Source organism: Marinobacterium sp. xm-d-530, assembly GCF_013283365.1.
Taxonomy (GTDB): Bacteria; Pseudomonadota; Gammaproteobacteria; order Pseudomonadales; family Balneatricaceae; genus Marinobacterium_E.
In genome coordinates this window covers 274,507-286,984 of the sequence record NZ_WBYM01000001.1, presented here as the reverse complement: position 1 = coordinate 286,984, position 12,478 = coordinate 274,507, and the positions used below count along the sequence as shown (strand labels likewise).

The 12,478-nt window shown below is 46.9% G+C and carries 13 protein-coding genes and 1 pseudogene; 9 read left to right on the top strand and 5 right to left on the bottom strand.

The features are described 5' to 3' along the window. Positions 1 to 120: 120 nt before the first annotated feature. Complete coding sequence (locus tag XMD530_RS01485; RefSeq protein ID WP_173480350.1) at positions 121 to 723, bottom strand: transferase hexapeptide repeat family protein; 603 nt, start codon at positions 721 to 723, stop codon at positions 121 to 123. 82 nt (positions 724 to 805) lie between these two features. Between XMD530_RS01485 and XMD530_RS01480 the strand changes: the two genes are divergently transcribed. The 8 genes from XMD530_RS01480 to XMD530_RS01445 all read left to right on the top strand — a co-directional run bounded on the left by XMD530_RS01480 (position 806) and on the right by XMD530_RS01445 (position 8,079). Continuing rightward, entirely contained in the window at positions 806 to 1,606 is an 801-nt protein-coding gene (locus tag XMD530_RS01480) for an enoyl-CoA hydratase-related protein (protein WP_173480351.1), read from the top strand. A gap of 398 nt (positions 1,607 to 2,004) precedes the next feature. Beyond that, a complete protein-coding gene (locus XMD530_RS01475) occupies positions 2,005 to 2,409 on the top strand; it encodes an alpha/beta fold hydrolase (protein WP_173480352.1) in 405 nt (134 codons plus the stop codon). 21 nt (positions 2,410 to 2,430) lie between these two features. Beyond that, positions 2,431 to 3,972: a 3,4-dehydroadipyl-CoA semialdehyde dehydrogenase gene (locus tag XMD530_RS01470; protein WP_173480353.1), complete on the top strand. Its 1,542-nt coding sequence runs from the start codon at positions 2,431 to 2,433 to the stop codon at positions 3,970 to 3,972. Next, positions 3,972 to 4,754, top strand: a complete 783-nt coding sequence (locus tag XMD530_RS01465; RefSeq protein WP_173506609.1) for an enoyl-CoA hydratase-related protein — start codon at positions 3,972 to 3,974, stop codon at positions 4,752 to 4,754. Before XMD530_RS01470 ends, XMD530_RS01465 begins: the two co-directional genes overlap by 1 nt. A 4-nt stretch (positions 4,755 to 4,758) precedes the next feature. After that, positions 4,759 to 6,309 (top strand): 3-hydroxyacyl-CoA dehydrogenase, encoded by a 1,551-nt coding sequence (locus XMD530_RS01460; protein ID WP_173480355.1) that lies wholly within the window; start codon positions 4,759 to 4,761, stop codon positions 6,307 to 6,309. A 14-nt stretch (positions 6,310 to 6,323) separates the two neighbouring features. After that, a complete protein-coding gene (gene pcaF, locus XMD530_RS01455) occupies positions 6,324 to 7,526 on the top strand; it encodes a 3-oxoadipyl-CoA thiolase (RefSeq protein WP_173480356.1) in 1,203 nt (400 codons plus the stop codon). Positions 7,527 to 7,641: 115 nt separating this feature from the next. After that, positions 7,642 to 7,896 carry a hypothetical protein gene (locus tag XMD530_RS01450; RefSeq protein WP_173480357.1) on the top strand — a complete coding sequence of 85 codons (255 nt, stop codon included), beginning with the start codon at positions 7,642 to 7,644 and terminating at the stop codon, positions 7,894 to 7,896. After that, on the top strand, positions 7,897 to 8,079 hold the full coding sequence (locus XMD530_RS01445) for a hypothetical protein (protein ID WP_173488503.1): 183 nt from the start codon (positions 7,897 to 7,899) through the stop codon (positions 8,077 to 8,079). 139 nt (positions 8,080 to 8,218) lie between these two features. On the opposite strand, the pseudogene XMD530_RS11310 reads toward XMD530_RS01445, so the two are convergent. From XMD530_RS11310 to fabA, 3 genes and pseudogenes are all read right to left on the bottom strand, one after another. Then, positions 8,219 to 8,509, bottom strand: a pseudogene (locus tag XMD530_RS11310) (helix-turn-helix domain-containing protein); the annotation flags it as partial. A 105-nt stretch (positions 8,510 to 8,614) separates the two neighbouring features. Beyond that, positions 8,615 to 9,835, bottom strand: a complete 1,221-nt coding sequence (gene fabB, locus XMD530_RS01435) for a beta-ketoacyl-ACP synthase I (protein ID WP_173488504.1) — start codon at positions 9,833 to 9,835, stop codon at positions 8,615 to 8,617. Between the two features lie 41 nt (positions 9,836 to 9,876). Then, complete coding sequence (gene fabA / locus XMD530_RS01430; protein ID WP_173480360.1) at positions 9,877 to 10,392, bottom strand: 3-hydroxyacyl-[acyl-carrier-protein] dehydratase FabA; 516 nt, start codon at positions 10,390 to 10,392, stop codon at positions 9,877 to 9,879. A 121-nt stretch (positions 10,393 to 10,513) separates the two neighbouring features. Between fabA and tmpT the strand changes: the two genes are divergently transcribed. Further along, the gene (tmpT, locus tag XMD530_RS01425; protein WP_173480361.1) at positions 10,514 to 11,146 is read left to right on the top strand and encodes a thiopurine S-methyltransferase; all 633 of its coding nucleotides are present in this window, start codon (positions 10,514 to 10,516) and stop codon (positions 11,144 to 11,146) included. 119 nt (positions 11,147 to 11,265) lie between these two features. Here tmpT and ispB read toward each other — a convergent pair whose 3' ends face one another. After that, positions 11,266 to 12,234: an octaprenyl diphosphate synthase gene (gene ispB / locus XMD530_RS01420; protein WP_173480362.1), complete on the bottom strand. Its 969-nt coding sequence runs from the start codon at positions 12,232 to 12,234 to the stop codon at positions 11,266 to 11,268. Positions 12,235 to 12,478 lie beyond the last annotated feature (244 nt).

Here is a 12,478-nt window from a genome sequence, read left to right as displayed (position 1 = left end):
ATTGGATCTGCTCGTGGGCATCTGCTTCACTGTTCTGCTCACCTCAAGTCATAGTGCCTAGGCAGAGCTTGGAGATCTTTTTTCAATCAATGCGGGTTAGTGACATGTTTAGTTACTTAACTACTTAACGGTGTCCTGTTTTGGTAAGACCTTCTCACCAATGCTGATCGTTTTTCTATTTGGCTCTGCTTCTGTGAGTGGCTTTACTTCCACGCATGATTTGAGAGACTCTTTCGCCAGTGCAATATAAGCCTCAGTGCCTTTGTGTTTCCAAGCCAACTCTTGCTCTGATAGTTCGCGCACTACTTTAGCGGGTGTTCCCAGAATCATCGAACTCTCAGGAAAAGAGTCTCCTGTTTTTACAAAGCTGTGAGCACCGACAAAGCTTCGAGCACCGATTTCGACTTTATCCATAACGGTAGCGCTCATACCTACCAGTACACCCTCGCGGATGGTGCATCCATGCAATATTGCACCGTGCCCTATGTGGCCATAATCCTCGACAATGACCGTGATATCTTGGAAGCTGTGGACCACTACGCAGTCTTGGATATTGACACCCTTACCTAGTTTGATGGCTCCAAAATCACCTCGCAGGCTTGCCAGAGGTCCTACATAGCAATCTTCACCAATGTGTACATCACCCAAAACGACAGCTGTTGGATGAACATAGGCGCTAGGGTGAATGACGGGTGTGACACCTGCTAATTGATAGATGGGCATGTTACTTTACCAATATTATTTTGATTGAATTTGTAATATATTGCATGTCTGGTTTTATTGATAGTCAGCTTAAAGCTTTGGTATGGATACTCTAGAAAATTTTAATAGCGATCGTTTTCCGTCGCTTAATCTTTCACTTCATGGATCCGTGTTATTGATTCAATTCAATAGACCTCGTGAGCTCAATGCGTTATCGACTGATATGTTGGGTCAAATAGCGACGTGTTTGGTCGAGGCGGATGCTGATACTAACATTTCAGTGATGGTTCTAACCGGTAATGAACGAGCTTTTGCTGCGGGTGCTGATATTGATGAGCTGCAACGTAAAACAGGCGCGGACGTAGCTACCGATCCGCGAAATCAACACTGGGCAGCCATACGACAGTTGCAAAAGCCTTTACTCGGGGCCGTGAACGGCTTTTGTTTGGGTGGCGGTAATGAGTTGGCTATGCTGTGTGATTTCTTGGTAGCAGGCAATAATGCTAAGTTCGGGCAGCCTGAGGTTAATCTTGCTATCTTGCCGGGTGCAGGGGGGACCCAAAGGCTTGCTACCCTTGTTGGAAAGGGGAAAGCGATGCGTTGGTGTTTAACGGGCGAGTTTATTGAGGCCAATGAGGCTCTCTCTTGTGGTTTGGTAACTGAAGTTTGTTTACCCGAGCTAACGGTCGAAAAGACTTTGGATATTGCTACCTTGATCTCAACCAAAGCGCCACTTGCAGTTATCGAAAATAAGAGAGCTATTAAAGCAGCCGTTGATCTGCCACTTGATGCAGGTTTGGATGCTGAGCGCTCATCATTTTCTCGTCTTTTAGATACTGAAGATAAGCTAGAGGGTATTTCTGCTTTTAAGGAAAAACGACGCCCTAACTATCAGGGGAAATAATAATATGAAATATATTGCATCGACTTATCTCAAGGATAATGCAATATATAGCCTATAACAATATACAAAATAGGCTTCCTGCTCTAACCGACCCCCTCAACTCAGAGTTTTCCTGTGACAGTGAATGGTTTTCTGAACTCAAAATAGACCCTAACTTTGTCCCAACGTTTAAAGAGTTTCTTGGTAAAGTACCGACGTTATAAACTCTGATTGTAACAGGATCAGAGTCCTTGGATGGATGTGCTTCGGTGGCTGATATAGAAGCAAAAAGCTCCGACTCATTTGTAGGGCCTATGTCGACCTGTGATGATCCCTGTTTTTCGTTGTACTCATCAGGTTCGACTGGTGCAACCAAGGGTACGGTTCATATTCACTCCTCCATCATTTAAACGGCGGAATTGTTTGGCAAGGGCGTTCTTGATCTTCAGCAGGACGAACCTGTTTATGTAGCAAGTATCGAGAAGGCCCGTGACGCTTATGAGTCAGGCGGTCTTCGTAAAAGGTTGGCTCGTTACCAAGATGACAATGTTGACTGCGCCTTTTGGGGATGGAATAAGGCTTGGCTTGAGCCAGACTTTCTCGATTTTAATATCGAGTCCTACTTGGCGTCGATCCGAGTGCCTTTGCTCGTTGTTCAAGGTGATCTAGATGAGTATGGGACTCTTGAGCAAGTTGATGCTATTGTCTCACAGGCCGTTTCTAGATCTGGGTCATTAGTCATCCCAAATTGTTGTCACTCTACCCATAGAGATGCACCGGAGCAATTAATTGCTGCGATAAAAGAATTTAAGCACAGTTTATAAGACGTTAAGGAGTAAATAACCATGCGAATGATGAGTTACCTATTAGGTGAGTGGCAAGATAACGGTAGCACCGCAGCAGAAGTTCATTGTGCGTTGGATGGCTCAGTAATGGGTAGCATCGCAGGTTACGAGGTCAGTGGGGGTGACATTCTCGACTTTGCTCGAACAGAGGGTGGTACAGCACTGCGTGGCATGACCTATTTAGAGCGTGCCGGCCTATTGAAACAGATAGGCGCTGTTCTGGGTGAGAACAAAGAGGAGTACGCTGAACTCAGCGCGAAAAATAACGGTGCCACCGCAATGGATACATTTCTAGATGTGGAAGGCGGTATCGGTACATTAAAATACTACGCTTCACTGGGTAAGAAGCTTGGTGATCGTAAATGGATTGCAGATGGTGAATTGGTACAGCTCACAAAAGATGAGAACTTCAGGGCGATTCATGTAAAGACGCCACTGCGAGGTGCTGCTGTTCACATAAATGCATTCAATTTCCCAGCATGGGGCATGCTAGAAAAGCTCGGTGTTGCGCTTCTGTCTGGTGTGCCCGCGGTGGTTAAACCAGCGGCTGTCTCTTTGCCGGTTGCATGGGCCATGGCGCGCGATATTGTTAATGCAGACATTCTTCCTAAAGGTGCATTTAGCTTTTTGGCGGGAGGTGGTCGAGATTTAATGGATCACATTACATCGGCAGACGCGGTAGCGTTTACAGGTTCAGCGGATACCGCGGCCATGCTTGCATCGAACCCAAGGGTTATCAGTGAATCAGTTCGATTCAATGCCGAAGCCGATAGTATTAATTCATCCATCCTTGGACCCGATCTTACTGAAGGTTCAGACGGATTTAAGTCATTTATTCACGAGGTCTCTAAAGAGATGACGATTAAGTCGGGGCAAAAATGTACCGCTGTTCGTCGTATCTTTGTGCCTGCTTTGGAGTTAGAGGCTGCGAAGGAAGCGTTGGTTGCCAAGCTTTCTAAAGGAAAACCAGGTAACCCAATTAATGAAGGTGTTACTTATGGTCCATTAGTCAGTGCGGCGCAACAGATAGCGGCAGAAGAGAGTGTCAAAACACTGCTAAGTGAGACAGAGATCGCTTTTGAGGGTGATATTGGAACATTAGATGGCGAATCATCTGGTTTTTACGTCACGCAGAAACTATTGGTATGTCAGGATCCTAAATCAGCTACTCAAGTACACGAGACAGAAGTGTTTGGCCCTGTTGCAACACTGATGCCTTACAGTAGCGAAAAGGAACTTTTCGAGTTGGTGCGCCGAGGTGGAGGTTCATTGGTGAGTTCAATCTTCACTAACGATGATCAATTTGCAATGAACGCAGTGGTCGAGCTCGGCTCGACTCATGGGCGTCTTTTGATTGTTGACGACAGTATTAGTCGCGGCCACTCAGGTCATGGCAGTGTTATGCCGATGTGTGTTCACGGTGGCCCGGGTCGTGCCGGCGGTGGTCAAGAATTAGGTGGTTTACGAGGATTAGACTTCTATCATGTGACAACAGCTGTGCAGACTAATTTAGCGCGTGCAGCTGCGTTAAGAGGTGAGTGATGTCTTTGTCAAATAACTATGAATGTCTTCAAGTTACTGAGACGGATGGTGTTGTTGAATTAAAATTGAGCCGACCTGACAGACTCAATGCGTTCAGCAAAACTATGCACGCAGAGTTAAAAGTAGCTCTTAAAGAGATTGAGCGTTTTGAGTCGTTACGCTGTCTCATTTTGACAGGGCAGGGTCGTGGCTTCTGTGCTGGGCAGGACCTTGAGGAGCGTCGTATTCCTCAGGGAGAACCGAAGCCTGATTTAGGGGACTCTCTAAAAAATACCTACAGTCCTCTGGTTACTAGATTGAGAAATCTGCCTGTTCCAGTTATCGCTGCAGTTAATGGTGTCGCTGCTGGAGCTGGTGCATCGCTCGCGCTAGCTTGTGACATTGTTATTGCAAAGAAACAGGCAAAGTTCACGTTTCCTTTCAGTCATCTAGGTTTGGTGCCTGATGCTGGTGCAACAGCTACGCTTGTGAGGAATGCCGGTCAGGCTAAAGCAATGGCTATTACCATGCTCGGTGAGGTTGTTACGGGTGAAGAGGCGGCTGAATATGGACTCATCTGGAAAGCGGTAGAAGAGGATCAGTTCTCATCAGAGGTGAATAATATTGTTTCCAACTTAAAGGGTAAGCCTCGGTTGGGCTTGGAACTCATTAAACTTAGCCTCTACCGCGCTTTTGATAATGACTTTGCCGCTCAACTGGAACTGGAAAGTCAATGTCAGAAGCTAGCCGGTCGCAATCCGGAATTTTGGCAGAAAGTTCATCAATTTTTAGATAAGAAGTAATGATATGACCACACAATACAAAACGGTTGACCAAATTAAACAGGTGGGCGTAGTTGGTGCAGGCACTATGGGTGCAGGAATCGCTCAGGTCGCTTCTCAAGCTGGTTTAGATGTAGTGCTCTTTGACTTGAGTGAATCGGTACTCGAGGCTGCAAAAGCGAATTTAAAAAAATCGATGGATAAGCTGGTGTCACGCGGTAAATTCAGTGAGGAAGATGCTCAGGGCATTTGCGATCGAATTTCCTACGTCAATGATATCAACTCTATGGAACGGGCCGATCTGGTTGTAGAAGCCATTGTTGAGCGTTTGGACATTAAGCAACAGCTGTTTCAACAACTGGAGTCGATCTGTTCAGACCAAACTATTTTAGCAACTAATACCTCCTCAATCTCAGTGACTGCTATTGGATCGGCGTTGAAAGATCCTGCTCGCTTAGCAGGTCTGCACTTTTTTAATCCTGCACCTATTATGAAGTTGGTTGAGGTGATTCATGGCTTGGCGACCGACGCTAATGTTGTTGAAACATTACTTGCACTGTCTAAGCAGTGGGGCAAAGTAGGTGTGGCTGCTAAATCCTCGCCAGGTTTTATTGTTAACCGAGTAGCACGTCCTTTTTACGCTGAAGGTCTTCGAATGGCTGAAGAGGGTGTTACTGAACCTGAGCGAATCGATCTTTTATTAAAAGAAGCCGGCGGTTTTCGTATGGGGCCTTTCGAGTTGACTGATCTTATTGGGCAGGACGTTAACTACGCAGTGACGAGCTCAGTATTTGAATCTTACTATTTTGATCCTCGATTTAAACCATCGCTCATGCAAAAAGAGTTAGTTGATGCCGGTTGGCTTGGACGTAAGAGTGGTCGTGGCTTTTATCAGTACCCTGAGGGTAAACAGTTAGTCCCAAACCTTGAGTGGGATGATATCCGTTTTGGTGGGTTCTTTAATATCAGCAGTGCTGTGGTATCACCCGCGATTAAGTCGCTTATTGATAGAATTAAGGCGCGTGGAATAGAGATTCCTACCGAGACTGAAGGTGATGAGGGCGAAATCGTGTTTGCTAACGGCGCAACACTGGTTTTGACGGATGGTCGCACAACCCTAGAGCGTTCTCTGGCTGAAGATAATCGCAACATTATTCAAATGGATCTCGCTATCGACTATTCGACATGTGAATCTCTAGCGCTATCAACACATCCTGAAATGCCTGAAGAGGTTTGGGCCGAAGTCTATGCAATGTTTGATTTCTTGGGTGTCAAAACTCGGGTTATAAAGGACTTGCCGGGTCTGATAGTGATGCGAACAGTCGCTATGCTTATTAATGAAGCGTCTGATGCGCTTCATTTAGGAATTGCTGATGCCACTGGAATAGATGCTGCTATGCAGGCAGGTGTTAACTATCCGACCGGTCTATTAGCATGGGCCGATAAGCTTGGCACCAGTTTCGTAGCCGATGTGTTGAATAACATCAGCCTATTTTATGGCGATGATCGTTACCGAGTATCGCCTGCGCTGCTCCAGCGTGCATTCGTAAATGCCCCTTTTCATCAGATTGATTAAATAAGGATATAAAAATGACTGAAGCTTTTATTTGTGCAGCAAAACGCTCTGCTATTGGTCGTTACGCTGGTTCACTGGCCACCGTTCGTCCTGATGACTTGTTAGCTCAGGTTATTAAAGCAACTCTGGCTGAGGTTCCCTCTTTAGATACTGCGTCGATTGATGATGTGCTGATGGGCTGTGCCAATCAGGCGGGTGAAGATAATCGAAATGTTGCTCGCATGTCAGTATTGCTCTCTGGTTTGCCCACATCGGTTCCTGCGTCAACCATCAACCGCCTATGTGGTTCTGGTTTGGATGCCATTGGTACGATGGCTCGAGGCATTAAAGCCGGTGAGCTCAATATTGCTCTTGCCGGTGGCGTCGAATCGATGACGCGAGCTCCCTTTGTTATGGGTAAGTCTGAAACTTCTTATGGGCGCTCTCAAATTTTAGAAGACACCACGATGGGGTGGCGATTTACTAACCTTTCGCTTAAAGCGATGTATGGCGTTGATACCATGCCACAAACGGCTGATAACGTAGCTGCTGAATATGGTATCAGCCGCGAAGAGCAAGATTTGTTTGCATTTAACAGTCAGGCTAAAACGGCGGCTGCTCAAAAAGCGGGCCTTTTTGCTGATGAGATTGTACCAATCGAAATCAAAGACCGTCGCGGCAACATTAGTTATTTTGATGTCGATGAGCACCCACGTGAATCAACACTCGAGAAGTTAGCTCAATTAAGAACAGTCAATGGTGGTGATGGTTCGGTAACTGCGGGCAACGCTTCTGGCATAAATGATGGCGCTTGTGCCGTGCTGCTGGCCAGTGAATCAGGTGCCGTTGCTAACGGGTTAACACCTCGAGCGCGTGTTGTTGCTATGGCAACCGCTGGTATAGATCCTCGAATCATGGGTGTTGGCCCAATCGAAGCAGTCAATAAAGTACTAAAACTATCGGGTCTATCATTGGATCAAATGGATCTTATTGAGTTAAACGAGGCCTTCGCTTCTCAGGCATTGGGCGTATTGAGAGGACTCAATATTGATCCCAATGATACTCGACTTAATCCTCAGGGTGGTGCTATCGCGTTGGGTCATCCACTTGGCATGAGCGGTGCACGTCTTGTCACAACTGCTATGACTCAGCTTGAGCGTAGCGGAGGTAGATATGCACTGTGTACCATGTGTATCGGTGTGGGGCAGGGTATTGCTGCCATTATCGAGCGAGTTTAGCGTATTAGATGACCTAGAGTTCCGGTTTCATTTCCATTATCAGAAATTCGTTCGTCACTTAAATCGGAAGGTAGGTATCATATAGATACCTATTTATTCGTTAAGAGTCTTACCAATGAATGCCCCTCTGATTTATGAGCGTCGCCCCCAATGGGGCGACACAGACGCTGCTCAAATAGTCTATACAGGCCGGATTGATGATTACATTTTAGAAGCGATCGATCACTTTATGAGTGAGGTGTTAGAGATGCCCTGGTTTGAACTCAATATAGATGAGCATATTGGTACGCCTTTTGTGTCCGTGAAATACGATATCTTTGCACCGTTGACTCCTCGATCTGAACTCCACTGTAAAGTTCTTGTAAGTTAGGTGGGACAAACCTCTGTTGGGTTTCATGTCACCATTTTGAGTGATCAAGGTTTGAAGTGTGTAGTTGCTGAAACGGTTAACCTGTTCGTCAACAATCAGTCGATGACCAAGATCGATTTTCTTGAAAAGTATCGTGATCGACTCGAGTCTTATGTACAGGCCTGTGGAGGTATTGATGAGTAACTCAGTTATTGATACCAAATTCGATGAACTTGCGTTGCAATAATACATAGAAGAGATTGGTAATAGAGTCAGATCTCTTAGAGCTAAGCGTGGTATGACTCGAAAGAGCCTATCCAAGTACTCAGATGTTTCATAGCGTTATCTTGGTATCAGCTAACTCTTTTTCAAGCATTTTTGTACGTTGCTCAGGAGTAAGTTCTTTCTTAGGTAAATTCATATCATGACCTTTGGCAAGCATTGGTGGGGTCCCAAGTGACCAATTGAATCGTCCATACCTGCGAAGCCAAACTAGAACAGTAGAGCGCCCCTGTATACCGTAGCGATCTTGAGCTTGTTTATAGGTACATTCGCCTTTTTCGACCTCATCAACGACTGATAATTTAAAGGCCAGGGAATAAGCACACTGAGTACGTTTAGTGTTTGAATTCATTACACTCTCTAAATTTAAGTTTGAAAAGTGTCAACGTTATTTAGGACGGGACAACAGGCAAAAAAAAGCGACCCGTAGGTCGCTTTCTTTTTGGCAGTAAGTTGGTTAACCGTTGTACTTCTCGAAGACAAGTGTCGAGTTGGTACCACCAAAGCCGAAGCTGTTAGACATGACTCGCTGTAGGTCGACGCCATCTTTGCGTGTAGTCACGACAGGTAGGCCTTCAGCCTCTGGGTCGATCTCTTCAATGTTCGCTGAGGCGCAGATGAAGTTGTTCTCTTGCATCAGTAGACAGTAGATCGCTTCCTGTACGCCTGTAGCGCCCAGTGAGTGACCCGCCAGTGACTTAGTCGAGCTGACCGGTGGCATCTCTGTACCGAAGGTCTCTTTCATCGCTTTCAGCTCTTGAATATCGCCTGCGGGTGTCGAAGTGCCGTGTGAGTTGATGTAATCGATCTTGCCATCAACCGTGCTCATAGCCTGTTGCATACAACGAACAGCGCCTTCGCCGGATGGAGCAACCATGTCGTAACCATCGGAGGTCGCGCCATAGCCTACGAGTTCAGCATAGATTTTCGCACCGCGTGCTTTAGCGTGCTCCAGCTCTTCTAGAACCAGCATGCCGCCGCCACCTGCGATCACGAAACCGTCACGGTTTGCATCGTAAGCGCGAGACGCTTTTTCTGGCGTTTCGTTGTATTTGCTTGATAGGGCGCCCATGGCATCAAACATGACACTCAAAGACCAGTGTAGCTCTTCACCGCCACCGGCAAAGACGATGTCTTGTTTGCCAAGTTGGATCTGCTCCATCGCATTACCAATACAGTGTGCGCTGGTCGCACAAGCAGAGGTGATTGAGTAGTTCACACCTTTGATCTTGAATGGGGTAGCAAGACAGGCTGATACGGTAGAGCCCATGGTGCGAGTCACGCGGTATGGACCGACACGACGAACGCCTTTATCACGAAGGATGTCGGCGGTTTCAACAATGTCAGCCGACGAAGCACCACCAGAACCTGCGATCAGGCCAGTACGTACATTCGAAACCTGATCTTCTGATAGACCCGCATCTTTAATAGCTTGTTCCATTGAGATGTATGAGTAAGCTGCTGCATTACCCATGAAGCGGCGCAGTTTACGATCGATCAGTTCATCAAGATCCAGATCATCAATACTGCCAGCGACCTGGCTACGGAAGCCAAGATCAGCGTATTCCTGCTGGAATTTAATGCCTGACTTGCCCTCTTTTAGTGATTCCAGAACGCTCTCTTTGTCAGAACCTAGACAAGAAACGATACCCATTCCGGTAACAACTACTCGACGCATGTTTACTCTCTCTCTAATTGTGTTTCTAAGCGTTAACGCTCTTAGAAGTTTTCGGTGCTGGTGAATAGACCGACTTTAAGATCTGTTGCTGTGTAGATCTCGCGACCATCCACTGATACCGAACCGTCTGCAATACCCATAACCAATTTACGCTCAATCACGCGTTTCATCTGGATGTTGTAAGTGACCTTCTTAGCAGTCGGTAGTATCTGTCCTGTGAATTTAACCTCACCTGAACCCAGTGCGCGACCGCGACCTGGGTTGCCTTTCCAGCCTAGGTAGAAGCCAACGATCTGCCACATTGCGTCTAGACCAAGACAGCCAGGCATAACAGGATCGCTAGGGAAGTGACAGTCGAAGAACCAAAGATCTGGACGAATATCTAGTTCAGCGATGATTTCGCCTTTACCGTGCTCGCCACCTTCAGCAGAGATCTTGGTAATACGGTCCATCATAAGCATGTTGCCAACAGGTAGGCGGGCATTGCCTTCGCCAAACATTTCGCCGTGGCCACAGCTTAGAAGTTCGTCACGGTTAAAAGATGATTGTCTAGTCATGGTGTTCTAATTCACAGTCTTAATTACAAAAATTTGCCGGATTATACCTTTTTAGGGCTCGCTAAGCACGACATCGATCAGTTAAATTACCCGAATCACCCCATTTTAAGGAAAAACCCCTATGAAACACGCCTTCTGGCATGAGCGCTGGACTGAAAATCGCATCGGTTTTCACCAGTCAGATTTTAACCATTGGTTGACGAAATATTGGTCCACACTTGAGCTCTCTGGAGAGGAGTCTGTCTTTGTCCCGCTCTGTGGTAAAAGCCGTGACATGCTCTGGTTGCGTGAACAGGGTCATAAGGTGACCGGTGTTGAGTTGAGTGATCTGGCGTGCCGTGACTTTTTTGCAGAGCAGGGTGTCGATATCGATGCCATTGGCGATGGTGCTTTTCACCGTCGTGAGCGTGATGGAATCTCTCTGTTGGCTGGTGATGTGTTTAAAACCACCCGTGCAGCGCTCAATAACCCGCGAGCCATCTACGATCGAGCGGCATTGATAGCACTACCGCCTGAGATGCGAATCGACTACGCCGCCCATATTGCTAAGGTGACGGTTGCAGGCGATCAGATTTTGTTGATTGCGCTTGAGTATGACAATCCTAGAGACGAACCGCCGTTCTCAGTAAAAGGTGATGAAGTGCAACGTCTATTCTCTGCTGAGTTTGAGATTGAAGAGCTTGATAGCGCTGATCTAAGTGAAGGGCGTTTTGAAAATCAGCGTGAAGTGGTTTATCGGTTGGTGCGTCGGTAGGTCGAAACCAGCCAAGAACCGTGACTGACTTCAGTCTGTCATCGGCTATTTCGGCGTATTCCAGATATTTCATGTTATTGGAAAGCGGATGACAGGCTGAAGGCCTGTCACCTAAGTGTTCACTGTGTTCTTGCGATAGCCAAATCAGCAATCTGATTCAGCGTCTCTTTAAACGAAGTGTCTGGTAAAGAGGCGATCGCGTTTTTCGCTTTATCGATCTCTTCGGCTGCTTTTTGGCGCGAGTAGTCTATCGATCCATTGCGTTGCACGATCTCGAGTACCGGTGATAAATCATCCAGTCCGCCTTTGCGGATCGCTTGGCGAATCAACTCTCTATCCTCATCACTGCCGACGCGCATTGCATGAATTAGTGGCAGTGTGGCTTTGCCTTCAGCGAGGTCATCACCAACGTTCTTACCCATGGTTTCGCTATCAGATAGATAGTCGAGTAGGTCATCGACGATTTGGAAGGCGATGCCAAGGTGGCGACCATAAAGTCTTAGGGCTTCACGATTCTCTGCAGAGCTGTCCGCTAGAATTGCTCCGACCTCTGTTGCTGCTTCAAACAGCATGGCCGTTTTGCCAAGAATGACCTGAAGGTAAGACTCTTCACTGGTATCTGGGTTGCGCTGGTTTAACAGCTGCAGAACTTCGCCTTCGGCAATGATCGTAGTGGCGTGTGAAATGACCTGCATGATCTCCATGCGGCCAATCTCAACCATGATCTGGAATGAGCGAGAGTAGAGGAAGTCACCGACTAATACGCTCGGCGCATTACCCCACTGAGCGTTTGCGGTGGCGTTACCGCGACGTAGCTCAGAGTTGTCGACCACATCGTCATGCAGCAGTGTTGCCGTATGAATGAATTCGATGACCGCTGCCAGTGGAATGTGTTGTTCCCCTTTATAGCCAGCGGCATTGGCAGCCAGTAGAACCAACAACGGACGCAAGCGCTTACCGCCACCTTCAACAATGTGATGTGCAATCTTCTCTACTAGAGGGACATTGGAGCCAAGATTGTTAAGGATGTAATCCGTAACGGCATCGAATTGAGGCTCGATCAGTGGGTTGAGTTGGTGTGGTTGCATTTTGGTTACTACTTATAAATGACAGTCGGATGCTAGGGGGTGAGAGCGGGGGTGTCAATATGACTCTGGTGTATAGGCCTTCCAATGCCTCAATTTAGTGTAAATAAGGGTTGAGTTTGAGTGGAGGGTTCTGTATCATTTTGCGCCCTAGCTTGTCCAAATAACGCTCCCTGTGCGAGGGTGTCGTAAGACATCAGCCCTTCAGAGCAGGTTTCGTATTAGTAGCCGGGTAAGCAAAATATTG

Coding starts and splice junctions, on each gene's coding strand:
- fabB (WP_173488504.1), bottom strand. CDS start 9,835: ATGCGTCGAGTAGTTGTTACCGGAATGGGTATCGTTTCTTGTCTAGGT.
- fabA (WP_173480360.1), bottom strand. CDS start 10,392: ATGACTAGACAATCATCTTTTAACCGTGACGAACTTCTAAGCTGTGGC.
- XMD530_RS01450 (WP_173480357.1), top strand. CDS start 7,642: ATGAATGCCCCTCTGATTTATGAGCGTCGCCCCCAATGGGGCGACACA.
- pcaF (WP_173480356.1), top strand. CDS start 6,324: ATGACTGAAGCTTTTATTTGTGCAGCAAAACGCTCTGCTATTGGTCGT.
- XMD530_RS01465 (WP_173506609.1), top strand. CDS start 3,972: ATGTCTTTGTCAAATAACTATGAATGTCTTCAAGTTACTGAGACGGAT.
- XMD530_RS01470 (WP_173480353.1), top strand. CDS start 2,431: ATGCGAATGATGAGTTACCTATTAGGTGAGTGGCAAGATAACGGTAGC.
- XMD530_RS01480 (WP_173480351.1), top strand. CDS start 806: ATGGATACTCTAGAAAATTTTAATAGCGATCGTTTTCCGTCGCTTAAT.
- XMD530_RS01460 (WP_173480355.1), top strand. CDS start 4,759: ATGACCACACAATACAAAACGGTTGACCAAATTAAACAGGTGGGCGTA.
- XMD530_RS01485 (WP_173480350.1), bottom strand. CDS start 723: ATGCCCATCTATCAATTAGCAGGTGTCACACCCGTCATTCACCCTAGC.
- tmpT (WP_173480361.1), top strand. CDS start 10,514: ATGAAACACGCCTTCTGGCATGAGCGCTGGACTGAAAATCGCATCGGT.
- ispB (WP_173480362.1), bottom strand. CDS start 12,234: ATGCAACCACACCAACTCAACCCACTGATCGAGCCTCAATTCGATGCC.